The organism is Actinoplanes sp. NPDC049316, assembly GCF_040677315.1.
Lineage (GTDB): Bacteria > Actinomycetota > Actinomycetes > Mycobacteriales > Micromonosporaceae > Actinoplanes.
Map to the genome: position 1 here is coordinate 424,377 of NZ_JBFAQM010000003.1, position 23,898 is coordinate 448,274.

Annotated in this window: 20 protein-coding genes; 9 read left to right on the forward strand and 11 right to left on the reverse strand. The window is 72.4% G+C overall.

Annotated elements, in window-relative coordinates; translation table 11 throughout:
* Position 1 precedes the first annotated feature (1 nt).
* Both AB0K03_RS07240 and AB0K03_RS07245 read right to left on the reverse strand, forming a co-directional pair.
* Positions 2 to 1,354, reverse strand: a complete 1,353-nt coding sequence (locus tag AB0K03_RS07240) for an AI-2E family transporter (RefSeq protein WP_364681670.1) — start codon at positions 1,352 to 1,354, stop codon at positions 2 to 4.
* A gap of 500 nt (positions 1,355 to 1,854) precedes the next feature.
* Complete coding sequence (locus AB0K03_RS07245; protein WP_364681672.1) at positions 1,855 to 2,610, reverse strand: SGNH/GDSL hydrolase family protein; 756 nt, start codon at positions 2,608 to 2,610, stop codon at positions 1,855 to 1,857.
* A 271-nt stretch (positions 2,611 to 2,881) separates the two neighbouring features.
* Between AB0K03_RS07245 and AB0K03_RS07250 the strand changes: the two genes are divergently transcribed.
* Positions 2,882 to 3,454: a hypothetical protein gene (locus AB0K03_RS07250; RefSeq protein ID WP_364681674.1), complete on the forward strand. Its 573-nt coding sequence runs from the start codon at positions 2,882 to 2,884 to the stop codon at positions 3,452 to 3,454.
* A 52-nt stretch (positions 3,455 to 3,506) separates the two neighbouring features.
* On the opposite strand, the gene AB0K03_RS07255 is transcribed toward AB0K03_RS07250, so the two are convergent.
* From AB0K03_RS07255 to AB0K03_RS07270, 4 genes are all read right to left on the reverse strand, one after another.
* Positions 3,507 to 3,872, reverse strand: coding sequence for a hypothetical protein (locus tag AB0K03_RS07255; RefSeq protein ID WP_364681675.1), 366 nt, complete (start codon positions 3,870 to 3,872; stop codon positions 3,507 to 3,509).
* 132 nt (positions 3,873 to 4,004) lie between these two features.
* Positions 4,005 to 4,919 carry a carbohydrate ABC transporter permease gene (locus AB0K03_RS07260; protein ID WP_364681677.1) on the reverse strand — a complete coding sequence of 305 codons (915 nt, stop codon included), beginning with the start codon at positions 4,917 to 4,919 and terminating at the stop codon, positions 4,005 to 4,007.
* Positions 4,916 to 5,857: a sugar ABC transporter permease gene (locus AB0K03_RS07265; protein ID WP_364681726.1), complete on the reverse strand. Its 942-nt coding sequence runs from the start codon at positions 5,855 to 5,857 to the stop codon at positions 4,916 to 4,918. Before AB0K03_RS07265 ends, AB0K03_RS07260 begins: the two co-directional genes overlap by 4 nt.
* A gap of 110 nt (positions 5,858 to 5,967) precedes the next feature.
* On the reverse strand, positions 5,968 to 7,338 hold the full coding sequence (locus AB0K03_RS07270; protein WP_364681679.1) for an ABC transporter substrate-binding protein: 1,371 nt from the start codon (positions 7,336 to 7,338) through the stop codon (positions 5,968 to 5,970).
* A gap of 378 nt (positions 7,339 to 7,716) precedes the next feature.
* Between AB0K03_RS07270 and AB0K03_RS07275 the strand changes: the two genes are divergently transcribed.
* Complete coding sequence (locus AB0K03_RS07275; RefSeq protein WP_364681681.1) at positions 7,717 to 9,576, forward strand: diguanylate cyclase domain-containing protein; 1,860 nt, start codon at positions 7,717 to 7,719, stop codon at positions 9,574 to 9,576.
* 2 nt (positions 9,577 to 9,578) lie between these two features.
* Here AB0K03_RS07275 and AB0K03_RS07280 read toward each other — a convergent pair whose 3' ends face one another.
* The gene (locus tag AB0K03_RS07280) at positions 9,579 to 10,262 is read right to left on the reverse strand and encodes a response regulator transcription factor (protein WP_364681683.1); all 684 of its coding nucleotides are present in this window, start codon (positions 10,260 to 10,262) and stop codon (positions 9,579 to 9,581) included.
* Positions 10,263 to 10,351: 89 nt separating this feature from the next.
* Here AB0K03_RS07280 and AB0K03_RS07285 point away from each other — a divergent pair, with 89 nt between their 5' ends.
* On the forward strand, positions 10,352 to 12,733 hold the full coding sequence (locus tag AB0K03_RS07285) for a glycoside hydrolase family 32 protein (protein ID WP_364681685.1): 2,382 nt from the start codon (positions 10,352 to 10,354) through the stop codon (positions 12,731 to 12,733).
* A 58-nt stretch (positions 12,734 to 12,791) separates the two neighbouring features.
* Here AB0K03_RS07285 and AB0K03_RS07290 read toward each other — a convergent pair whose 3' ends face one another.
* From AB0K03_RS07290 to AB0K03_RS07300, 3 genes are all read right to left on the reverse strand, one after another.
* Positions 12,792 to 13,052 carry a hypothetical protein gene (locus tag AB0K03_RS07290; RefSeq protein ID WP_364681687.1) on the reverse strand — a complete coding sequence of 87 codons (261 nt, stop codon included), beginning with the start codon at positions 13,050 to 13,052 and terminating at the stop codon, positions 12,792 to 12,794.
* Between the two features lie 263 nt (positions 13,053 to 13,315).
* On the reverse strand, positions 13,316 to 14,332 hold the full coding sequence (locus tag AB0K03_RS07295; protein ID WP_364681689.1) for a GAF domain-containing protein: 1,017 nt from the start codon (positions 14,330 to 14,332) through the stop codon (positions 13,316 to 13,318).
* Positions 14,325 to 14,645 carry a hypothetical protein gene (locus AB0K03_RS07300; RefSeq protein ID WP_364681691.1) on the reverse strand — a complete coding sequence of 107 codons (321 nt, stop codon included), beginning with the start codon at positions 14,643 to 14,645 and terminating at the stop codon, positions 14,325 to 14,327. Before AB0K03_RS07300 ends, AB0K03_RS07295 begins: the two co-directional genes overlap by 8 nt.
* A 250-nt stretch (positions 14,646 to 14,895) precedes the next feature.
* Here AB0K03_RS07300 and AB0K03_RS07305 point away from each other — a divergent pair, with 250 nt between their 5' ends.
* Together AB0K03_RS07305 and AB0K03_RS07310 are read left to right on the forward strand one after the other, a co-directional pair.
* A complete protein-coding gene (locus AB0K03_RS07305) occupies positions 14,896 to 15,474 on the forward strand; it encodes a helix-turn-helix transcriptional regulator (RefSeq protein ID WP_364681693.1) in 579 nt (192 codons plus the stop codon).
* 138 nt (positions 15,475 to 15,612) lie between these two features.
* Positions 15,613 to 16,812, forward strand: a complete 1,200-nt coding sequence (locus tag AB0K03_RS07310) for a cytochrome P450 (RefSeq protein ID WP_364681695.1) — start codon at positions 15,613 to 15,615, stop codon at positions 16,810 to 16,812.
* A 4-nt stretch (positions 16,813 to 16,816) separates the two neighbouring features.
* Here AB0K03_RS07310 and AB0K03_RS07315 read toward each other — a convergent pair whose 3' ends face one another.
* On the reverse strand, positions 16,817 to 18,037 hold the full coding sequence (locus AB0K03_RS07315) for an APC family permease (RefSeq protein WP_364681697.1): 1,221 nt from the start codon (positions 18,035 to 18,037) through the stop codon (positions 16,817 to 16,819).
* Between the two features lie 104 nt (positions 18,038 to 18,141).
* Here AB0K03_RS07315 and AB0K03_RS07320 point away from each other — a divergent pair, with 104 nt between their 5' ends.
* Genes AB0K03_RS07320 through cydC form a run of 4 tightly spaced genes read left to right on the forward strand, consistent with a single transcriptional unit; the run spans position 18,142 to position 23,861 of the window.
* A complete protein-coding gene (locus AB0K03_RS07320) occupies positions 18,142 to 19,539 on the forward strand; it encodes a cytochrome ubiquinol oxidase subunit I (RefSeq protein ID WP_364681699.1) in 1,398 nt (465 codons plus the stop codon).
* A 13-nt stretch (positions 19,540 to 19,552) separates the two neighbouring features.
* The gene (gene cydB, locus AB0K03_RS07325) at positions 19,553 to 20,599 is read left to right on the forward strand and encodes a cytochrome d ubiquinol oxidase subunit II (protein ID WP_364681701.1); all 1,047 of its coding nucleotides are present in this window, start codon (positions 19,553 to 19,555) and stop codon (positions 20,597 to 20,599) included.
* Positions 20,596 to 22,197 carry a thiol reductant ABC exporter subunit CydD gene (cydD, locus tag AB0K03_RS07330; protein WP_364681703.1) on the forward strand — a complete coding sequence of 534 codons (1,602 nt, stop codon included), beginning with the start codon at positions 20,596 to 20,598 and terminating at the stop codon, positions 22,195 to 22,197. The genes cydB and cydD overlap by 4 nt, the downstream gene beginning before the upstream one ends.
* Positions 22,194 to 23,861, forward strand: coding sequence for a thiol reductant ABC exporter subunit CydC (gene cydC, locus AB0K03_RS07335; RefSeq protein WP_364681705.1), 1,668 nt, complete (start codon positions 22,194 to 22,196; stop codon positions 23,859 to 23,861). Before cydD ends, cydC begins: the two co-directional genes overlap by 4 nt.
* Positions 23,862 to 23,898: the final 37 nt, after the last annotated feature.

Sequence of the window (23,898 nt, forward strand, 5' to 3'; positions counted from 1 at the left end):
CTCAGCCGGTCTTCGCGGCCGGTTCCGGGTCCCTCGCCAGCGAGGTGTCCGCCGGCGGCGGATTCTGCGGGTCCACGCTGCGCATCGCGTCGGCCCGCGCGTCCTCCGCCTCCGCCTCGTCGTCGTCCGCGGGCTCGGTGCCCGGCGATTCCCCGTCCGCGGTGGGCTCACCCGCGGGATGGCGTACCAGATAACGGATCGCGGTGTTCAGTACCGCGAGCAGCGGTACGGCGACGAGACCGCCGACGATGCCCGCCACCACGATGCCGATCGCGATCGCCAGGATGACCGCGAGCGGATGCAGCGCGACCGCCCGTCCCATGATCAGTGGTTGCAGCACGTGCCCCTCGAGCTGCTGCACCGCGATGACGATGCCGAGCACGATCAGCGCGCTGACCGGGCCGTTCGCCACGAGGGCGACGAGCACGGCGACCGCACCGGTGACCGTGGCGCCGACCACCGGGATGAACGCGCCGAGGAACACCAGGGCGGCCAGCGGCAGCCACAGCGGCACCTGCAGCACGAAGAGGCCGATGCCGATGCCGACCGCGTCCACGAGAGCCACCAGGACGGTCGCGTGCACGTACGACACCAGCGTGTGCCACGAGTAGTGACCGGCCCGGGCGGTGGGCACACGCGCGTCCCGCGGCAGCAGGCGGCACAGGAACGACCAGATCTGGCCCCCGTCGCGCAGGAAGAAGAAGAGCGTGAACAGCGTGAGGAAGAATCCGGTCACGACCTCGCCGAGCGTGGTGGCCGTGCTCAGCGCGCCCGAGGTGAGCGCCCCCTGATTCTCGGTGATCGCCTGCTGCGCGCGGTCGACGTACTGGCTGAGCTGGGCGTCGCTGAGGTGCAACGGACCCTTGGCCAGCCAGTTCTGCACCTCGGTGATGCCGTCGCTGACCTTCGCCGACAGCGTGTCGATCTGCGAGATGAACGTGCTGATGATCAGGCTGAGGCCGCCGAAGACGACCACCAGGCCGGAGATGAGCACGATCGCCGCCGCCAGCGACCGCTTGACCCCGCGCCGGGTCAGCGCCGCCGCGGCCGGCTGGAGCAGTGCGGCGAGCAGCACCGCGACGATCACCGGAATGACCACGACCCGCAGCAGGCTGACGACCCGCAGGAAGACGTACGCCGCCGCGACCAGCAGGATGAACCGCCACGCCCAGGCGCCGGCGGTCCGGACACCCCGCGGCAGCAGGTCGTCGGGGCCGGTGGGCTGCACCACCATGACCGGCGGCGCCGGATCCTGGAACTCGGGGCCCGCGGTGAACGGCGGCGGGGCGCTGCGGCTCGCCGCCGCGGCGAGCCGGCTCCGCGCCCGCTCACGGACCGTACGTGCCCATGTCATCGGGCCCTCCCAGGTGGTCGTGCGTGTCCCGGCGCCTTCGGCCGGTGCCACCCTGGTGCCCGCATTCGACCCGGTTCATACGTCGGGGCGGATTCGACGTCACCGTTCGTGAGGACGCGGGCGCGCGAACAACCCCGGTGGGTATCCTGCGGGTACTGCACTGCCTACCCCAGGACCGCGTACGCATGCCGCCTGAGCAGGACCCCGAGCCCGCCGGGCGGGGCCCGCAGCCGCCGCGGTGCCGCCGGGACTGGGAGGCCCCCGCCGCTGTGATGGCGCCGGGACGGCGGGGCAGTACGGCCGCCTACCGCGGTCCGCGGACTCGTCGGACATGGTGGCCTCCCTCGACGGATGGAGGTCGGCGGAGAGGCTCTGCCGGAGAGAACGTTCGTCCGTACTGCGCTCGATGGTCATCGTGGGTCCGCGGCCGGGGAGCGGGCGCCGTCAGGGTGGGTCGTGACTGTGACCGCGCCCGGCCCGAGCCGAGGCGGCTCTCGGGTTCACAAGCCGGCGGTGACCGGTGTCCACTGCGGCAGTTTGGCGGTGCGGTGGTCGCCGGACGAGCGGCCGCGGACGCGCCGGCTGATCCAGGGCAGGACGTGTTCGCGGTAGTAGCGCGCCTCCGTGGCCAGGCGGCGGCCGGGGGCGGGGCCCGGGTCGACGACGTGGGCCGCCGTCGGGTGGCCCATCGCGGCCAGGACCAGGCCTGCGGCGCGCTGGTGGCCCGCGGCGTTGAGGTGCAGGCGGTCCGCGGACCAGTAGGGGGCGCGGCGGATCTCGGTGTCGTGGAAGACGTCGGCGAAGACGAGGCCGTGGCGGGCGGCGAGGCCGGCCACGGCCGTGGTGAGGACGTCGCCGCGGCGGCGCATCATCGCGCCGAAGGGCAGGTGCTGCGACGGGTCGGCGCCGCTGAGCAGGACCAGCTGGACGCCCGTGGCCAGGCACCGTTGCACGGCCTGCTCGGTCAGCCGGATGAGCCGGTCCAGGTCCACGCCGGGGCGCATCATGTCGTTGCCGCCGCCGTTGAGGGTGATCAGGGTGGGCGCCGGCGTCAGGGCGAGCGCGGCCTCCAGCTGCTCGGTGACGATCGGTTCGAGCAGGCGTCCGCGGATGGCCAGGTTGGCGTACTCGACCGGTTCGTCGCCGGCCGCCGCGAGCCCGGCGGCGACCCGGTCGGCCCAGCCGCGCGGTGTGCCGTCCGGCAGGTCGTCGCCGAGGCCCTCGGTGAAGCTGTCCCCGATCGCCACGTAGCGCATCGACGTCGTCCTCTCATCGCCCAGGCCGCCGTCGATCCGAGCCGGACGCGGCGGCGGTGTCGTCTGCAGAGCCTGCCACCCGGCGGTTGCGCCGGTGCCCGAGGGGCGGACCGGTGTGAGATCGGCGGGGGAGCGGACCGGCAGCGCGTCGCAGCGGTGGCCGGGGGTGCAAGGGGGTAGGTGCGCAACCGGGTTGCAGGGGGTGCGCAACCGTCCGGCAACCGTCCGGGCGAAGCATCGAGTCGTACCCCCGGACCAAGGAGTTCATCGGATGCGTATCCGTCGTACCGCCGTCGCCGCCCTGCTGGCCGCCGGCATCGTCGTTCCCGCGGTCTCCGCCGCCGCCATGGCCGCCCAGCCCGCCGCCAAGGCGCCCGGCTCCGCGAGCGCGTTCAAGGCGCACCCGAAGCCCGTCAAGACCACCAAGGCGCCCAAGCCCGTCCGCTTCACCGCGTCCGGCACGGTCACCGCCGTGAACGCCGAGGCCGGCACCGTCACCCTGCTCGCCAAGGGCGGCACCAAGGACGTGCGCAAGCGTACGGTCACCGTGGCCGTCCCGGCCAAGGCCTCGCTGCGGGTCAACGGCAAGAAGGCCACCCTCGCCGCGGTCGCCGCCGGCCAGCGTGTCGAGGTCGTCGGGCGGCGCTCCGGCAGCGTCTACACGGCCGAGGTCGTCCGCGTGTCGGGCAAGGGCGTGAAGCCGGCGCCGCGCCCGTCGGTCACGCCCACCCCCACGCCGAGCGTCGAGCCGACGACCGAGCCGTCGGACGATCCCACGACCGAGCCGACCGACGACCCGTCGGACGACCCGAGCGTCGAGCCCACCGTCGAGCCGACCGCCTGACCGCCGGCACGATCACGAAAGGGGACGCCGTGCGGCGTCCCCTTTTCGCGTGTCAGCGTTGTGCGACGAGGCGATTCGCCTTCAGCGCCCGGGCCCACCACGGCCGCGGCGTGGCGGACCGCAGCGGCGGCGCGGCGGTGGTTCGCAGGCTCACCCAGCCGCCGTGGCCCATGCTCACCGAGCCGATGGTCGGATGCCGCCGCAGCGCCACGGCGGCCCCGAGTGCCGTGGCGGTCAGTGCGACCGTGGCCAGCGCGGCGACCCCGAGCACGGTCACGTCGATCACCGGCCGGTAGCGGATGCCGTCCGGGCCGGTGACGTACGCGCCGATCGTGCGGTCGCCGCTGCGGACCAGCACCACGCCGGAAGGGTGGATGCGGTCCGCCTGGGCGGCGCCGGCCGGGGCATTGGTCACCATGGTGTCCTCCTGACGTCCCCACCGTCCTAGCACGACCGACGGCCCGGCCCGTAGGGCCGGACGGCCCGGGCACGACACGGGCCCGCGACTGCCGCCTTGCAGGCGACGGCCGCGGGCCCGGGTGGTGGTGTCTCAGCCCTTGACGCTGCCTGCGAGCAGGCCACGGACGAAGTAGCGCTGGGCCAGCACGAACACCGTCACCGGGACGATGATCGACACGAACGCGCCCGCTGACAGCAGGTGCCAGGCGGTGCCCCGGGTGCCGCTCAGGTTGGCCAGGGCCACCGTGATCGGGGCGACCTTGCTGCCGCCGCCGGCGAAGGTGAGCGCGACCAGCAGGTCGTTCCACACCCAGAGGAACTGGAAGATGCCGAACGCGGCCAGCGCGGGCCGCATCAGCGGCAGCAGCACCCGGAAGAAGATCGACACGTGCCCCGCGCCGTCCACCCGGGCCGCCTCGAGCAGACCGGCCGGGATCTCCCGCATGAAGTTGTGCAGCAGATAGATGGCGAGCGGCAGGCCGAAGATCGCGTGCGACAGCCAGATCGTCCAGAACGTGTTCGCCAGGCCGGCGTCGACGTACAGGGTGAGCAGCGGGATCAGCGTGACCTGCAGCGGCACGATCTGCAGGGCGAAGATCGCCAGGAACAGGATGTTGCGGCCGGGGAACTTGATCCACGCGAACGCGTACGCCGCGATCGTCGCCAGGCACAGCGGGATGAGCACCGAGGGGATGGTGATCACCAGCGAGTTGACGAAGTACGAGCCCAGGCCGGCCCCGCTCTCGGCGTCCAGCACCTCGCGGTAGTTGTCCATCGTGAGCATCGGGTTGGAGAAGAACGTCCACCAGCCCGTGGTCTTGATCTGCCGCTCGGGCCGGAACGACGAGACGAGCAGGCCGAAGGTCGGCAGCGTCCACAGCACCGCGATGACGATCGCGACCAGCGAGGCCCACGGCGAGGTGAGCTTGCGCTTGGCGACCGCGGCCGCCGTCGGCTTCTCGGCCTCCAGCACCGGCACGGTGGCCGGCGGGGTCGTGGTGGTCATAGCGCCTCCGAACGGCGGATCTGCCGGATGTTGTAGACGACGATCGGGATGACCAGCAGGAACAGCAGGACCGCGAGCGCCGAGCCGAGGCCCTGGTTGTCGCTGCGGAAGCTCTGGCTGTAGAACTCGTTGGCGATGACGCTGGTGTCGAACTGGCCGCCGGTCATCGTGCGCACGATGTCGAAGACCTTCAGGGTGCCGATGCCGATGGTGGTCAGCACGACGACCACGGCCGGGCGGATCGCCGGCAGCGTGACGAAGCGGAACATGCCCCAGGGGCCGACGCCGTCGAGGCGGGCCGCCTCGATGATGTCCTCCGGGATCGCCTTGATGGCCGCCGACAGCACGGTCATCGCGAAGCCGGCCTGGATCCAGATCATGACCACGATCAGCAGGAACGTGTTGAGCGGCGAGTCGACCAGCCACTGCTGCGGCGAGCCGCCGAGCCAGACGAGCACCTGGTTGAGCAGGCCGATCTGCTTCACGTTGGCCTGGTCCGGGCGGAACTCGTAGACGAACTTCCAGATGATCGACGCGCCCACGAACGAGATGGCCATGGGCAGGAAGATCAGCGCCTTGGCGAACGACTCGAGCCGCGCCTTGTCCACGAGGATGGCGTAGAGCAGGCCGACGCCGGTGGCGACGAACGGGGTGACGACGACCCAGAACACCGTGTTGCGCAGCACGGTCAGCTGATCGGCGTCGGTGAAGATGGTCTTGTAGTTGTCCAGGCCGATGAACGCGTTGCCGGCCGCGTTGAAGAACGACTCGTAGATGGTGCGTACGCCGGGGTAGACCAGCCCGACGAGCAGCATGATCAGCGTCGGCGCGAGGTAGGCGTAGGCGGTCAGGCGGTCCGCCCTGCGCCCGCGGAAGAAGGTGGCGGCGAACAGGATCGCGCCCACCACCGCGGCGAAGAGCAGGATCGCCGCCACCATGAGCACGACCTTGCCGACGTTGGTGTCCGGGGTCGACACGTGACCCGTACCTCCTTGGAGAGGGGTGGGGCCGGTCACCTGCGGTGACCGGCCCCTCGGATGGTCCTAGCTCACTTCTTGGGCCACGCCTTTTCGATGTTGTCGACGGTGGTCTTGGTGTCCTGACCGGTCACCCAGCTCGTCGCCTGCTTCCAGAACGCGTTCGAGCCGATGGCGGCCGGCATCTGGTCCGAGCCGTCGAACCGGAACACGGTGTTCGGGTCCTTGAGGATCGTCGCCGCCAGCTTGTCGATCGGGTTGCTCAGGTTGTTCGGGTCGATGCCCTTGTTGGCGCTGACCCAGCCCTGCGAGACCTTGGCCTTGATGTTGGCCCAGGTGTCGGTCGACAGGTACGTCTGGAAGGCCTTGACCTCGGGCCGGTCGGCGAACGCCACGTTGAACTCGCCGCCGCCGAGCACCGGCTTGCTGCTGGTGTCCTTGCCGGGCAGGTAGAACGCGAAGACGTCGCCGTCCTCGGCCACCTTGGTGTCCTTGTCGAAGTTCGCCGCGTAGAAGCTCGCCTGGCGGTGCAGGGAGCAGGTGCCCTCGGTGATGGGCAGGCCGGCGTCCTGGAACGTGGTGGTGGCGATGCTCTTGACGTCGCCGAGACCGCCGTTGACGTACTTGTCGTTCTTCAGGTACGCGCCGACCGCGTCCAGGGCCGCCGTGGACTCGGGGCCGTTGAACGGGATCTCGTGGTTCACCCACTTGTCGTAGGTCTCCGGCCCGTAGAGCCGGAGCATGAAGTCCTCCATCCAGTCGGTGATCGGCCAGCCGGTGGCCTCACCGCTGCTGATGCCGGCGCACCACGGCTTCTTGCCGTCGGCGACCATCTTGTCGGTCAGCGCCTTGAGCTCGTCGAGGGTCGTCGGGACCTGGTAGCCCTTCTCCTTGAACTCGGCGGGCGAGTACCAGACCAGGGACTTCACGCTCGCGCCGGAGGGCGCGCCGTAGAACTTCCCGTTGACGGTCGCGTAGCCCTTCCAGTCCTTGCCCCAGAACTTGTCCACGTTCGCGGCGACCTCGGCCGGGGCCTCGACGGCCTTACCGGTCTCGACCAGCTGCTTGAGCAGGCCGGGCTGCGGCACGATCGCGATGTCCGGCGGGTTGCCCGCCTTGGCGCGCACCAGGATCTGGGTCTCGAAGGACTTGTCGCCCTCGTAGTTGATCTTTACGCCGGTGCAGTCCTCGAAAGGCTTGTACGAGTCCTTGTACGCCTTGTCCTCCGGCGTGACGATGCCGGTGTACACCGAGACCGTCTTGCCCTTCAGGTCGCCGTACGAGCTGAACTGCGCGCAGTCGATGGACTGCGTGGCCGTCTTGGAATCGTCGTTCGAGTCGTCACTTCCGCCACCGCAGGCGGCAATACCGAACACCAGGCCGACGCCCAGCGTTCCGGCGAGAGCGCCGCGGAAGCGCTGACTCCTGGAATGACCGAACATACCTCTCCCTATGTCACATCACGCCGGGGCGTGACAACACCATCACCGTCTCCGGTTCCCCCGGCTGTCAGTCAAGAGTGGGTGGCCGTCTTTCGCAATGTTTCCGGATGATCAACCGAGTAACGATTCGGCACCGGACCTGCGGCATCCTGAAACGGTTAAGAAAGCTAATAGTGTTCTTGCGCTGACCGCGGGCACTTATCCAGCGGTGAATGTCGATGCGTGCCGGTTTCGGGCTCCGCAAGATTTTTCAGCGGCGGAGCCTGCCGGGCGGCGTACCGCGATGGCATCCTGGCCGCACCGCAGCGGCAACCGGGCCCCGCTCTAGTAGAGGAGCGGGTCCACAGCCGTCCCGCGCCGTGCCCCGGAGGAGGTCCCGTGCAGCGTGCGTACGGCCGCCGTCGCGACGACCCGCGACCGGCGCGGCTCGCCCGCGCGGTCCTGCTGGACCCGCTGGTCCTCGCCGTGGCCGGCGTCAGCGCCGCGGCGATCTGCTGGCTGCTCGCCGGGCCGGGCGGACTGCGGACCGGGCTGCTGGTCCGGGCCGGTGCCGGGGTGTTCGCGACCACCGTGCTCAGCCTCGTCGCGCTGCGCGTCGCCCGGGCGGGCGGCCTGTCCGCCGTCGCCCGCCGGTTCTGGTGGGCCGTGACGCTGATGGGCGCGCTGCTCGCGCTGGGCAACGCGGGCCGCGTCGTGGCGGCGATCGCCGAGCCCGGCCCGCATGCGGTGGCCAACGGCGCCTTCCAGCGCGCCTGCATCGCGGCCGGCGTCGTGGTCCTGCTCGTGCTCGCGGTGACGTACCGCCGGCCGGCCGGGCGCCCGGCCGAGCTGCGCTTCGTCCTCGACGCCGTGTCCGTGGTGGTCGCCGCGGTCGTCGTGGTGTGGTTCATGGCCGACCGGGCCGCCGGCCAGGACGTGCCCCGCGCCGTCGCCCTCACCGGGGCCGCCACGGCGCTGGTCATCGCGGGCGCGGTCGCCCGCCTGCTCGCCTGCGGCTCGAGCCCGATGCGGCCCGGCGCGGCGGTGCCCGTCCTCGCCTCGATGGCGATCCAGTGCTTCAGCGGGGCTTTGCTCCCCTCGGGCACCGGCTCGCGCGCCCAGCTCGCGGCGCAGGTGGCCTCCGTCGCGCTGGCGTCGGTGGCCCCGCGCGTCCACGAGATCCTGGACCGGTACGCCACCACCGGCCCGTGCCGCCGGCAGCGCGCGCAGGGGCTGCTGCCGTACGCGATGCTCGGGGTGGTGTTCCTGGTCCTGCCCGCGGCCCTGCCGCGTGGCCTCGGCGCGACCGCCGTGCTGACCGTCGCCGGCCTGTTCGTGAGCACCGCGCTCGTGGTCGCCCGGCAGCTGCTGGCCTCCGGGGAGAACGAGACCCTGGTCAGCAAGCTCGACGCCAGCCTGCTGACGGTCTCACGGCAGGAGGAGCGGGTACGGCTGATGCTCGAGTACTCCACCGACATCACCTCGCTGATCGACGCGAACGGGGCGTTCATGTACGTGACCCCCGCGACACGCGCGCTGGGGTACGAACCGGAGCAGGTGCTGGGCGTCCGGGTGGTCACGCTGATCCACGAGGACGACCTGCCCGCCCTGTGGCCCGAGCTGCTGCGGCTGATGGCCACGCCCGGCGCGACGTACACCTACCAGGCCCGGTACCGGCACGCCGACGGCTCCTGGCGCTGGCTCGAGGTGATGAGCCGCAACCTGACCCACGAGCCCAGCGTCGGCGCCGTGGTCAGCAACGCCCGCGACGTCACCGAGGCGCGGGAGCTGCAGGACCGGCTGCGCCACGAGGCCACCCACGACCCGCTCACCGGCCTGGCCAACCGCAAACTCTTCGGCGACCGGCTGGCCGCCGAGGCCGGCCGCGGCGTCGCGCTCCTGCACGCCGACCTCGACGGCTTCAAACCGGTCAACGACACGTACGGCCACCACGTCGGCGACGCGGTGCTCGTGGAGGTCGCCCGGCGGCTGCGCGCGGCCCTGCCGCCGGATGCGCTGGCGGCGCGCCTCGGCGGTGACGAGTTCGCGGCGCTGCTCCCCGGGGCGGGGGCGGTGGCGGCTGAAGAGGCGGCGCAGCGGTTCCGCGCGGCGCTGGACGAGCCGGTCCACGTCGACGGGCACACGCTGCGGCTGGGCGTCAGCGTCGGCGTCGTGGCGGGCGCGGCGGTGGAGCCGGACGCGTTGCTGCGCGCCGCGGACGAGGCGATGTACCGCGTGAAGCACGGCGTTCGCCGCTGACGTCAGCGCAGGGCGGCGCGCAACGCGTAGCCGAACCCGCGGTGGGCCACGAGCAGCGGCGGCCCGAGCCGGTCCAGCTTGCGGCGCAGGATCCCCACGTACGTGTCGACGACGTGCGCCCGGGTCGCCGTGTCGCGGCCCCACACCGCCTCATGGATCTGCCGGCGCGACAGCACCGTGCCGGGGTTCCGCAGGAAGAACTGCAGCAGATCCAGCTCGGTGGGGGACAGGGGCACCCGGTCGCCGGAGCGTCGCGCCTCCCGCTGGTCCAGGTCCAGTTCGACGTCCGCGTAGCGCAGCACCCGCGCCTGCGTGCGGTCCGCACGGCCCAGCAGCGCCCGTACGCGCGCGAGCAGCACCTCGACGTCGAACGGCTTGGTGATCCAGTCGTCGCCGCCGTACGCCAGCCCCGCGATGAGGTCGGCGCGCGCGTCCCGGGCCGTCAGGAACACCACGTCGGCGCCGGAGCCCTCCTCGCGCAGCCGCCGGCACACGTCCATCCCGTCGCCGTCGGGCAGCGTGACATCCAGCAGCACCAGGTCGGGGCGGCGCTCGGCGGCCTTCGCCACGGCCTGCGCGGCCGTGCCGGCGGTGTCCACCGCGAAGCCGTGGAAGGTCAGCACCGTGGCCAGCATGTCCACGATGTTCGGCTGCTCGTCGACGACGAGGATGCGCGCGCCGGTCATCTCAGGCCCATGAGAACACAGCCGCATGAGAACCCGATGAGGGATCCCGAAGGGTGGTGCATCTCATCGACGATTGATGATATGAGGGCATGCGCGTGCGCGGTCTGCCGGTCCTCGTCCTGCTCGTCGCGATCGTCGTCGTGGTCCCGGGCCGCCCGGCCGCCGCCGGCGTCGCGGGTGACTATCCCGAGTTCCCGTACGCGCCGACCGCGTACGACGAGCCGCACCGCGGCCGGTTCCACTTCAGCCCGCCGGGCGGCTGGATGAACGACGTCAACGCCCCGCTGTACGCCGACGGCGTCTACCACCTGTTCTTCCAGCACAACCCGCACGGCCTGCAGTGGGACACCATGCACTGGGGACACGCGACCAGTCCGGACCTCGTGCACTGGACCCAGCGGCCGATCGCCCTCGAGCCCGGCGTGCACCCCGGCAACCTGTTCTCCGGCGGGGGAGTCGTGGACACCGCGAACACCTCCGGGCTGCGTACCGGCGACCGGGCCCCGATCGTGGTCTTCACCGGCACCGACGGGGTCAGCGTCGCCTACAGCAACGACGGCGGGGAGACGTTCCAGCCGTACGACCACGGGCGCAAGGTCATCACCATGCCGGCCGAGAGCCGCGACCCCAAGGTGTTCTGGCACGAGCCGACCCGCCGGTGGGTGATGGTGGTGTGGTCCGGCGCGGGCGGCAACGCGGCGCACCTCTACACCTCACCGGACCTTCTCACATGGACGTTCCGCAGCCGGTACGCCGCGGACTGGCTCTTCGAGTGCCCCGACCTCTTCCCGCTGCGCGCCGACGGGAACGGCGCGACGAAGTGGATCCTCAACGACGCGAGCGGCGAGTACGTCGTCGGCTCCTTCGACGGCGCGACGTTCCGGGCGGACTCGCCCGCGCCGAAGCGGATGGACGAGGGCGACACCAGGTTCGACGGCAGCTACTACGCCGGGCTGACGTTCAGCAACCTGCCCGGCGGCCGGACCGTGCAGATGGCCTGGATGCCCGGCAACCACGGCTCGGTCTGGACCGGCAGCGCCACCTTCCCGGCCGAGCTGGGGCTGCGCACGTACCCGGACGGCCTGCGGGTGACCCGGACGCCGGTCGCGGAGCTGGACAGCCTGCGCGCGCCCGCCACGCAATGGGCCGGGCGCACGCTGACCGGCGACCCGGCGGCCGACCCGCTGCGGGACGTCGCGGCCGACGCGTACGAGCTTTCCGCCGAGTTCGAGGCGGGCACCGCCACCGCCTCCCGGTTCGGGTTCCGGCTCGGCGTACGGCCTGACGGCGCCGCCACCCGCGAGGTCGCGTACGACCGGGCCGCCGGCACGCTCGACGGCGCCGTCCTGCCCGCCGAGGACGGACGGATCCGGGTGCGCCTCCTCGTCGACCGGGGACAGGTGGAGACGTTCGGCAACGACGGGCGCGTGTCGGTCACCCGTACCGCTGCCTTCGACGATTTCGGCGTGCGTACCTTCACCGAAGGCGGCTCGGTGCGCCTGGTGTCGCTGCGGTTCACACCGCTGCGCCCGGCGTGGGGAGCCGGAGAGCCGACGCTGCGCACCGACGTCACCGGTCCGTGGCGTGCGGACGGTGGCGAGTGGACGGACACCGCCGACGGCAAGCGCGGCGAGGCCGCCGGTGACGGCTTCTACCTGGGCGCCGCCACCGGCACCGATTTCACGTACGACGCCGACGTGCGGCTCGACACCGCCACGGCGGCCGGCATCACGTTCCGCGGCCGGTACACGCTCAATGTGGACGCCGCGGCCGGCGTGATGAAGCTGTGGCGGCCCGGGCGCGACATCGCCACGGCGGCCGCCCCGGTCGCGCGCGGCCGGTTCCACCACCTGCGGGTCGTGGCGCAGGGCAACCGTTTCCGCGCCTATCTCGACCACAACGGCACGGCGCTGATCGACGCCACCGACGACGCGTACGCCTCCGGCGCCTTCGGCCTCAACGTGTTCCACGGCGCGGCCGTGCTGCAGAACGCGCGGATCGGCGCAGCGCCCTGGGGGCAGGACGTGGGTGGCACGTGGACGCCGGCCGGGGGCACGTGGACGACGCCGTCCGGCGCGCTGGCGGGTCGCCGTACCGGTGACGGGTTCTACCTGTCCGATCGCACCGGACGGGACTTCACCTACGAGGCCCGGCTGCGGGTGGTGGCCGGCCGCGCGGCCGGCCTGACCTTCCGCGCCACGCCGGACGCGAGCGGCCACTACACCGCGAACATCGACACCGACGGGTACGTGAAACTGTGGCGTCCCGGCCGCGACATCGCCGTGCACCCCGTGGCCGTCGTCCCCGGCCGGACCTACCGCCTGCGGGTCGTGGCGGCCGGCCCGCAGCTCGAGGTCGCGCTGGACGGCTCGGTGGTCATCCGGGCCACCGACGACGCGTACGCCGAGGGCCGGTTCGGCGTCAACGTGTTCGACGGCAGCTGCCTGATCGAGGACGTGACCGTGCGCTGACCCGGCATCACTCCCGGACGTCGGCCGGTCCGGTGCCGGTGGGCAGGCCGGCCGGCAGTCACGCCTCGACGCCGCCCGCCAGGTCGGTGGCCCGGTGCAGGCCCACCTCGCGCAGGCTCGCCGCCGCCAGGCTGCACCGTACGGTCGATGACGATCGCGCCGGGCGTTCGGCCCGCCGGGCCCGCTGCCGATCGGTCCGGGTGTCCACCAGCAGAGCCCCGTCCGTCACCGCGGCCCAGGCCTCGTACGGATCGAGCCGTCGCACTCCGGCCCGCGCCCGCGTCAGAACCTCGTCCACCCCGCCGACCGTCACGCTCATCACATGATCATGCCCCGGCGGACCACGTCCCGCCGGTCACCGCTGTGGATCACCACCTGCTGACCCTCGCGTCCGTCCGTCAGGCCGCCCTAGCCGTGCCGGCCTCATCCGTCATGGGGCGGGACGACCCGGGACCGGAAGGCGCGGCGGCCCTCCCGTTCGTCGGGCCGCAGCGATGAGTTGTGGCCGGCGGCACGGCGTTCCTTGCGGTCCTGCGGACCTGTCGCGCCGAAACACCGCGCCTACGGGTGTTTCCACAGCTGTCAGCCGGGGGTGGTGGGTGGCAGGTAGAGGCCCAGGTCCGCGGCACGCATGATGGCGGCGGCTGTGCTGGCCTCCCCGAGCTTGACGCGGGCGTGTTCCAGGGCGGTGTGTACGGCTCGGAGCGACATGCCGAGGTGGTTCGCGCTTCGGGCCGGGGTCCAGCCGGCGATGAGCATGCCGAGGATGGTCATCTCGCGGTGGCTGAGGTGATGCAGATTTCCTGGTGGGCGGAGCACGACGACGGCGTTGAGGTCGTGGGACGGATGCGGGCAGGCGAGCATGGTGACCCGGAGATACCCGGACGGATCTGGCGGCTGGGCAGGGGTGAGGAAGGCGGCGCGACTGTCGCCGTCGGCGTAGCATGCGGCGGCCTCGGCCACCACTGGTGATCCGGAGGCCAGCAGCCGGTGCCCGGGCAGGCCGTGCAGCGGTGCGGTGGCGCCGCTACGGGTCAGGACGACGCCGGCGATCGCGTCGGTGACCAGGCTGGCGAGGGCGGTGATGGTCCGCAGCGGGTCCACGGCCCGGGCGATCAGGGGAGCGAGGTCCGCGAGCAGGTCGCGGGTGTCGTCGCTGACCGGCGTACGGTCGCAGGTGTGGGTGGCGAGTACCCCGAGGTAGCGCCTGTCGGGGCTGTGCAGCGGAATGCCGATGCCTTCGTGGAATCCGGCCGGGGTCATGAACTCGGCCCAGGTGGCCAGCTCGGCACCGGGCACCTGCAGGTCGGCGACCCGTAACGGGGTGCGATTGCGGTTGAGTCCCAGCGACTCGACGCTGGCCAGGAAGTCCGCGCTGTGCAGGTGTTCGACCACTGTGGCCGGATAGCCCTGGCAGAGAAGCGGGGGCTGCCGGCGTCCGTCCGCCTCCAGCAGAGTGACACAGGCCGCGTCGAAGTTCATGACGAGACGCAGGTGCTCGAGCACCGCTTCGGCCCGGTCGGCGATCCCCGTGCTGAGCCCGGCGATGGCCGCGATCTGGGCGGTGACCATCGCGTCGACCGAGCTTCTGCTAGGCACGGGCGCCTCCGGCCGCAGCGATGGTCACCTCGGCCGGGAGGTGCGGGCCCTGATGCAGGGGGCGTACGGCGGCGAGCGGCCCCGCAGGTCCGGCCGGGCCGGGAAGAGGCTCGCCCTCGCCCGTGCGGGTCACCGCCGCAGCAGCCGGCCCATCGGCGACCAGGCCGGCCGGCGCACCGATGCCGGGCCGTAGATCGACCGCGTGGGCGATCTCCGGCATCACGTGCTGCGGCAGCCTGCGGGTGGCTTCGCCGGCGGGGATGGCGTCGCCACTGTCGCACCACAGCAGCCCCTCAAGGAGGATGATCGGCACCCTTCTCTCGCTCAGATCGCACCGCTCCATAGTCCGGCTTGTTCCGCCACTGTGCACGTCTTGTCAGCGGTATGGGGGATGCACTGTCCCGATTCGTCAGGCTTGAGCCAGGCTCGTGGCGACGCCGGTAAGCGTCACAGAACTGTCATACGTTCGCAGGCGCGCCGTCACCTGCCGTAGACAGTCTCGGACGAACGCACGGGGAGACGGACAGCAGACGGACAGGTCGACATATCGAGCGGCGGCAACCATGGAACCTCCACTGAGCAGCCTCGCGCTGGTCCCCGACGCTATTGCCGGAGTGATGCTCACGGCGTCCGGAGACCCCGAAGCGCTACCGCGCCTGCCGGGTCACCGTCTGCTGGCCGCCGGCTCGCCGGTGCTGACCGCTGCCCGGACCAGCCTGGCCGGCGGCGCGGTCCGCACTCACTTCCTGACCCCCCGGCACGGCGATGCATCGGCAGGATTGCTGCGGGTGACCGTCCTGTCCCGCCAGCCGGCTCCCTCCATCCATCATCAGGCCCTGGTGCTGCTGCTCCCGCCGCCGGATCTCCGGGGGCTGACCCACCGTGAGCTACAGGTCCTCGGCTTGCTCATCGAAGGCGAAAACAACGCGGCCATCGCCGGCAGGCTGCACATCTCCGTGCGTACGGCTGCCGGCCACGTCGACCACATCCTGGCTGAATTGCACGCCACGTCGCGCACGATGGCTGCCGTGAGTGCCCTGCGCCAGGGTCTCTACATTCCCGCTGTCGTCGCCACGTCTTCCGGCTTTCCGTCCGGGGATGCCGAGGTGAGCAACGGTTCCCGCATCGGCATTGCGCGGTGAGTCCCGGCTGGACTCTGCAGAGCTGATCTTCGGCCTGTGCGGCCGCGTCGCGCTCTCGCTGACGCCTGCTCAGCAGCGGCTTCACCACGGAGCCCTGAGAGCGTATCGACCTTGGTCGAAGTCACGTAGGGTGTGCGGATGGCACTTCCTGCGCTACCGCTACCCCGGGAGGACCGGCGGCCCTTCGACCCTCCACCCGAGTACGCCGAGCTCCGCGCCGCGCCGCGGGTCGCCCGCGTGGCATGCCCGACCGGCCTGGATGCCTGGCTGGTCTCCGACTACGCGGGCGTCCGCGAGGTGCTCGGCGATGGCCGGCGCTTCTCGGCCCGGCCCGGCCAGGCCGCCCACGTGCTCGCCGCGTTCGGCGGCCCGGACGCGCCCGTCCAGGGGTTCAGCCACCTGGACGGGCCGGAGCACATCCGGATCCGGCGCAACTTCGCGCCCCAGGTCTCGCACGGCCGCCGGCTCGCCGAGCTGCAACCGCTCGTCCAGGAGATCACCGACGAGGCGGTTACCCGCATGCTCGGCTCGCCGGAGCCCTTCCCGCTGCACAGCGGGTTCTCCACGGCGATCACCACCGCGGTGATCGCCGAGCTGATCGGCGTACCGCAGGAGCGGCGTCACCTCCTGCACGACGCGGCGACGGCGCTGTTCACCACCTCCACCTCGCCGGACGAGCTGCGCCGTGCTCTCGAGCCGCTGTTCACCTACCTGTACGGGCTGGTGGCCACCCGCCGGGTCCGGCCCGGTGACGACGTGCTCAGTCGGATGATCGAGCACAGCGCCGACAGCGAGCGCCCGCTCACCGACGCCGAGCTGACGGAGATGAACGCCGCGCTGCTCATCGCGGGCTTCGACACAACCGCGTCGATGATCACGTACGGCCTGGTGTGCCTGCTGAACACGCCCGGGCAGTGGGAGAAGCTCTGCGCCGACCCGGACCTGGCCGCCTCGGCAGCCGAGGAGCTGGTGCGCTACCTGGGTGTCGGCACCGGGCTGCTCCGGCAGGCGACCCAGGACACGGTGCTGCACGGGCAGCCGATCAAGGCGGGCGACTACGTGGTGGTGGCGGTGCAGTCGGGTAACCGCGACACCGCCCTGCACCCGGATGCCGACAGCCTCGACGTGACCCGCAAGCCGGGCGCCCATCTGGGCTTCGGGCACGGCGCGCACGCCTGCGTGGGGCAGCAGATCGCCCGGCTGGAGCTGACCACGGTGCTGGGGGCGCTCGCCCGGCGGGTGCCGGCGCTGCGGCTCGCGGTGCCGCTCGAGGAGATCGTGTGGAAGAAGGACTCCGTGGTCCGCGGTCCGGCCGAGCTGCCGGTCGCGTGGTCGTGACGGCTCAGGCGGCCCGCCGGCGCAGCGCCCACACCAGCGCGCCCACGGCGAACACCGCCAGCCCGGCCACCACCGACGGCCACGGCAGCGTGGCGGCCAGCAGCAGGCATCCCGCCAGCCCCGCCGCCGGCACCGCCCGGGCAGGCGCTCCTTCGTCGCGGCGCAGCGTCATCGCCGAGGCGTTGGCGACCGCGTAGTAGACCAGCACCCCGAACGACGAGAACCCGATGGCCCCGCGCAGGTCCACCAGCAGCACCAGCACGATCACCGTGGCCCCGACGGCCACCTCCGCCCGGTGCGGTACGCCGTGCCGGGAGCTGACCGCGTCGAGCACGCCGGGCAGATGCCGGTCGCGGGCCATGGCGAACGTCGTCCGTGACACCCCGAGGATCAGCGCGAGCAGCGAGCCCAGTGCCGCCAGCGCCGCGGCCGGGCGGACCACGCCGGTCAGCCAGGGCGCTCCCGCGGCGGTGACCGTGTCGGCCAGCGGCGCGGTGGAGGCGGCCAGCCGGGCGGGCCCCAGGGCGCCGAGGACGGCGAGGGCGACCGCCGCGTACAGGATGAGGGTGATGCCGAGGGCGAGCGGCACCGCGCGGGGGATCGTGCGGGCCGGGTCGCGGACCTCCTCGCCCAGCGTGGCGATCCGGGCGTAGCCGGCGAAGGCGAAGAACAGCAGGCCGGCGCCCTGCAGCACGCCGCCGGCGCCGACCCCGGGCGTCTGGCCGGCGGGCCAGGTCGCGCCGCCGAGGCCGGCCACGACGACCGTCAGCAGGACGGCGATCACCACGGCGACGATGATCCGGGCCGCGATCATCGACTTCTGGACCCCGAGCAGGTTCAGCACGGTGAGCGCGGCGACCGCGACCACCGCCACGGTCCTGGCGTGCTGGGGCCACACGTAGCTGCCGACGGTCAGCGCCATCGCCGCGCAGGACGCCGTCTTGCCGACGATGAAGCCCCAGCCGGCCAGGTAACCCCAGAGGTCGCCCAGCCGCTTGCGACCGTACACGTAGGTGCCGCCGGAGGCGGGGTAGAGCGCGGCGAGCCGCGCCGAGGACACCGCGTTGCAGTACGCGACCACTCCCGCGACCGCCAGCGCGAGCGGCAGCCAGCTCCCGGCCGCCGCGGCAGCGGGGGCGAACGCGGCGAAAACGCCCGCGCCGATCATCGCGCCGAGCCCCACCACGACCGCGTCCGCGGTGCCCAGCCGCCTGATCAGTGCCACAGCAGATTCCTTCCGAACGGGACCTTGGGTCGGGACCTTCGACCCTGATCGGCCTCCGGCGAGATCACAAAGACTTCTTTCCAGCCGTGGAAGGGAAACGCCCCGTGGACGCCTTGGATCTTGCCCGATGGCAGTTCGGCATCACCACCGTGTACCACTTCATCTTCGTGCCGATCACGATCGGCCTGTCGGCGCTGGTCGCCGGCCTGCAGACCGCCTGGGTCCGCACCGGCAAGGAGCACTACCTGCGGGCCACGAAGTTCTGGGGCAAGCTCTTCCTGATCAACTTCGCGATGGGCGTCGTCACCGGCATCGTGCAGGAGTTCCAGTTCGGCATGAACTGGAGCGACTACTCGCGGTTCGTCGGTGACATCTTCGGCGCGCCACTGGCCATCGAGGGCCTGCTGGCGTTCTTCCTCGAGTCGACGTTCCTCGGCCTGTGGATCTTCGGATGGGACCGGCTGCCGAAGCGGCTGCACCTGGCCACGATCTGGCTCGCCTCGATCGGGACGCTGCTGTCGGCGTACTTCATCCTGGCCGCGAACTCGTGGATGCAGCACCCGGTCGGCTACGAGGTCAACGCCGAGACCGGCCGCGCCGAGCTGCACAGCATCGGCGCCGTGCTGACGAACTCGACCACGCTCGTGACGTTCCCGCACACGATCACCGCGTGCTTCCTGACCGCCGGGGCCCTGCTGCTCGCGGTCAGCGCCTGGCACCTGCGCAAGCGAAACCAGGAGCAGGTCTTCCGGCCCTCGCTCAAGCTCGGCGCCTGGGTGGTGCTGATCGCCGGCGTGGGCGTGCTCGTCACCGGCGACCTGCAGGCCCGGATCATGACCGAGCAGCAGCCGATGAAGATGGCCGCCGCCGAGGCGCTCTACGAGACCTCCAAGCCCGCCAGCTTCTCGATCTTCACCATCGGCTCGCTCGACGGCCGCGAGGAGGTCGCCAGCGTACGGATCCCGTCACTGCTGTCGTTCATGGCCACCGGCAGCCCGTCCGGCGAGGTCGAGGGCATCAACGACCTGCAGCGGCAGTACGCCGAGAAGTACGGCCCCGGCGACTACGCCCCGTACGTGCCGGTCACGTACTGGTCGTTCCGCCTGATGATCGGCTTCGGGGCGCTGGCGATGGCGATCGCGCTGGCGGCGCTCTGGCTGACCCGGCGCGGCCGCACCCCGGCGAACCGGTGGCTGTGGCCCGCGGCGATCGCCACGGTCGCCATGCCGCTGCTGGCCAACTCGTTCGGCTGGATCTTCACCGAGATGGGCCGCCAGCCCTGGACCGTCTTCGGCGTCTTCCGCACCGCCGAGAGCGGCTCGCCCGCGGTGAGCACCGGGGAGGCCGCCACCTCACTCATCGTGCTGACCCTGCTGTACGGCGTGCTCGCCGTCGTGGAGGTCGGGCTCTTCCTCCGGTACGCCCGCGCCGGCGCACCCGAGATCGAGCCACCGACCGACGACACCGACGACGCCGACCGCCCGCTCGCGTTCGCATACTGAGGACGGAAGAATCATGGAACTTACGACCGTCTGGTTCGGCCTGATCGCCGTGCTCTGGGCCGGATACTTCCTGCTCGAGGGCTTCGACTTCGGCGTCGGCATCCTGCTGCCGGTGCTCGGCCGCGACGACCGCGAGCGGCGCCTGCTGATCAACACCATCGGCCCGGTCTGGGACGGCAACGAGGTATGGCTGCTCGTCGCCGGCGGCGCGACCTTCGCCGCGTTCCCCGAGTGGTACGCGACCCTGTTCTCCGGCTTCTTCCTGCCCCTGTTGATCATCCTGGTGGCGCTCATCGTGCGCGGCGTCGCGTTCGAGTACCGCGGCAAGCGCGACGAGGCGCACTGGAAGCGCCGGTGGGACCTGTGCATCATCGTCGGCAGCCTCGTCCCGGCGCTGCTGTGGGGCGTGGCGTTCGGCAACATCGTGCGCGGCGTGCGCCTCGACGCCGACCATGAGTATGTCGGCGGGTTCTTCAACCTGCTGAACCCGTACGCGTTGCTCGGCGGGCTGACCACCCTGGTGCTGTTCACGCTGCACGGCGCGGTGTTCCTGGCCCTGAAGACCGGCGGGGAGATGCGTGAGCGGGCCGGCGCGCTCGCCGCCCGGCTGGCCCTGCCCGCCATCGCGGTCGCCGGCGCGTTCCTGCTCTGGACCGGGCTCGCCCACCACGACGCGGCCGGGTGGGTGCTCTCGGCCGCCGCGGCGCTCGCCCTGGTGGGCGGAGCGCTCGCCACCCGGGTACGCCGGGAGGGCTGGGCGTTCCTGGCCACCGCCGCCACCATCGTGCTGGCCGTGTTCGCGCTGTTCGTGACGCTGTTCCCGAACGTGATGCCGTCGACCATCGCCGACGCCAACAGCCTCACCACCACCAACGCGGCGTCGACGCCGTACACGCTGAAGGTCATGACGTGGGTGGCGGTCGTCTTCACGCCGATCGTGCTGGCGTACCAGGGCTGGACGTACTGGGTGTTCCGCAAGCGGCTCACCGTCGAGCACATCCCGGCGAGCCCCGTGCCGGTCAGCCCCGCACCCGCCGGCGCCGCCACGGAAGCTCGGTGAAGCCGCTCGACCCGCGCCTGCTCAGGTACGCCCGTTCGACCCGGGCGTACCTGGCGGTCACCGTGGCGCTGGGGGTGACCCTGGCCGCGCTGATCGTGGCGCAGGCGACCCTGCTCGCCGACGGCATCACCGCGGTCTTCCTGCACGGCGCGACAGCGGCCTCGCTGCTGCCCACGCTGGGCTGGCTGGCCGTGGTGGTGGCGGGGCGCGGGTTCGTGGCGTGGGCGCAGGAGGTCATGGCGGCCCGCTCCGCCGCCGGGGTCAAGTCGGAGCTGCGCCGTAAGGTGCTGGCCCGGCTGGCCGAGATCGGTCCTCGCGACCGGCAGCCCACCGGCGCGGTCCTGACGCTGGTCACCCGGGGGCTGGACGCGCTGGACGCGTACTTCGCCCGGTATCTGCCGCAGCTGGTGCTGGCGGCGCTCGTACCCGCGATCGTGCTCGCCCGGCTCCTACCGGCCGACCTGGTCGCAACCGGCACCATCGCGCTGACCCTGCCGCTGATCCCGGTCTTCATGGCGCTGGTCGGGCTGCACACCGAGGCCGCCAACCGGCGGCAGTTCCGGCTGCTGTCGCGGCTCTCGCACCACTTCCTCGACGTCGTCGCCGGGCTGCCCACGCTCAAGCTGTTCGGCCGGGCACGGGCCCAGGCCGGCACGATCCGCCGGATCAGCGCCGAGCAGCGCCGGCTCACCATGCGGACGCTGCGCACCGCGTTCCTGTCCTCGCTGGTGCTGGAGCTGCTGGCCACGCTGTCGGTGGCGCTGGTCGCCGTCGGCATCGGGCTGCGCCTGGTCTCCGGGCACCTCGACCTGGCCACCGCGCTGCTGGTGCTGATCCTCGCGCCGGAGGCGTACCTGCCGCTGCGCCAGGTCGGCGCGAACTACCACGCCAGCGCCGAGGGCCTGGCCGCTGCGGAGGAGGCTTTCGCGATCCTCGAGCGCCCGGTGCCCGCGGCGGGGACCGGCCCGGCGCCGACCGGCACGATCGCGTTCGAGGACGTCGTGGTGCGCTACCGCGACGCCGACGCGCTGCGGCTGTCCGCGCTGATCCAGCCCGGTGAGGTGGTGGCGCTGACCGGTCCGAGCGGGTGCGGCAAGTCGACCGCCCTGGACGTGCTGCTCGGCTTCGCCACCCCGGACTCCGGGCGGGTCACCGTCGGGGGAGTGCCGCTGTCCGGTGTGGACCTCGAGCGGTGGCGGCGCCGGATCGCGTGGGTGCCGCAGCGCCCGTACCTGTTCGCCGGCACAGTCGCCGAGAACGTCGCCCTGGGCGCGCCCGGCGACGTCACGGAGGCGCTGCGCAACGCGGGCGCCGACACGTTCGTCACCGATCCCGGCATGCCGCTCGGCGACGACGGGAGCGGCCTGTCCGCCGGTCAGCGGCAGCGCATCGCCCTCGCCCGGGCGTTCCACCGGGACGCGCCGATCGTGCTGCTCGACGAGCCGACCGCGAACCTCGACGCGGACACCGCCGACGGCGTCATGGCCGCGATCCGGCGGCTCGCCGCGGGCCGTACGGTCGTCGTCGCCGCGCACCGCCCCGAGCTGATCGCCCTGGCCGACCGCGAGATCTCGCTCGCCCCGGCGGTGGTCGCATGAACGCGCTGTCGCTGCTGCGACCGGCGGCCGGCCGGTTGCTCATCGCCGTCCTCGCCGGGGTGGGTGCGGCCGGCGCCGCGATCGGGCTCATGGCCACCTCCGCCTGGCTGATTTCCCGCGCCGCCCTGCACCCGCCGGTGCTGCACCTCATGGTCGCCATCGTCACCGTCCGCGCCTTCGGCATCGGCCGCGGCGCCCTGCGCTACGTCGAACGCCTCGCCGGTCATGACGCGGCCTTCCGCATCCTCGGCGCCCTGCGCGTACGCCTCTACACCCGGCTGGAGAAGCTGGCCCCGGCCGGGCTCGCCGACTTCCGCCGCGCCGACCTCGTGCAGCGGCTCGCCACCGACGTCGACGCCGTGCTGGACCTGGTCACCCGGGTGCTGCTGCCGTACGCGGTGGCGGTGGTCGCCGGCGCCGGGGCCGTGCTGCTCATCGGGTCGTTCCTGCCGGTCGCCGGGCTGACCCTCGCCGCCGCCCTCGTCGTGGTGGCCGTCGTGGTGCCGCTGCTGCAGGCGCGGGCCGCGCGGCGGGCGGACGGCCGGCTGGCCCCGCTGCGCGGCGAGCTTGCCACGGCCGCCGTGGACCTGGCGCACGGGCTGCGGGACCTGACCGCGTACGGGGCCGTCGACCGGCAGCTGACCCGGCTGGCCGAGGCCGACGACCGGTTGCGCCGCGCGGGGGAGCGCTCCGCGTTCGCCACCGGCGTGTCCGCCGCAGTCACCGCGCTCAGCACCGGCGTCTGCCTGATCGCGGGCCTGGCCGCCGGCGCCGTGGCCGTCCGGGCCGGGACGCTCTCCGGCGAACTGCTGGCCGTCGTCGTGCTGACCCCGCTCGCAGTCTTCGAGATCGCCGGAACCCTGCCGGGCGCCGCCCAGCAGTTCGCGTCCGCCCGCTCCGCGCTGCGCCGCCTCGCCGAGGTGATGGCCGCCCCCGTACCGGTCATGGAGTTCACCGACCCGGACCCGCTCCCCGCCGGGCCCGGCGGGGTCCGCGTCGAGGGCGTCTCCGCCGGCTGGACCGCGGGGCAGACCGCGGTCCGCGACGTCTGGTTCACGCTGGAGCCGGGCAGCCGTACGGCGCTCGTCGGGCCCAGCGGCTCGGGCAAGTCCACGATCGCCGCGCTGCTCGTGCGCTTCCTCGACCCCCGCGCGGGCCGCGTCACCCTCGACGGCGCCGACCTGCGCAGCCTCGACCCCGCCGACGTGCGACGCGTGATCACGTACCTGCCGGAGGACGCGTACCTGTTCGACACCACGATCGCGGAGAACCTGCGCATCGCCCGGCGCGACGCGACCGACGCCGAGCTGCGCGACGTGCTCGGCCGCGCCCGGCTGCTGGACTGGATCGACGGGCTGCCGCGCGGGCTCGGCACCCTGGTCGGCGAGCACGGCATGCAGCTCTCCGGCGGTCAGCGCCGCCGGCTCGTCCTGGCCCGCGCGCTGCTGACGGACGCCCGCGTGCTCATCCTCGACGAGCCGACCGAACACCTCGACGACGAGACCGCGCACGCGCTCACCGCGGACCTGCTCGCCGCGGCGCACGACCGTACCGTCCTGCTCATCACCCACCGCACCGACGACCTGGCCGGCGTCGGCCAGGTCGTCACCGTCGGGGGAAAACCGGTCGCGGCCGCGGTGCCGGCCGCCGTAGGGTGCGGCTGACCACCGACCCTGGAGGGACCATGCGAGAGCTCGGAAC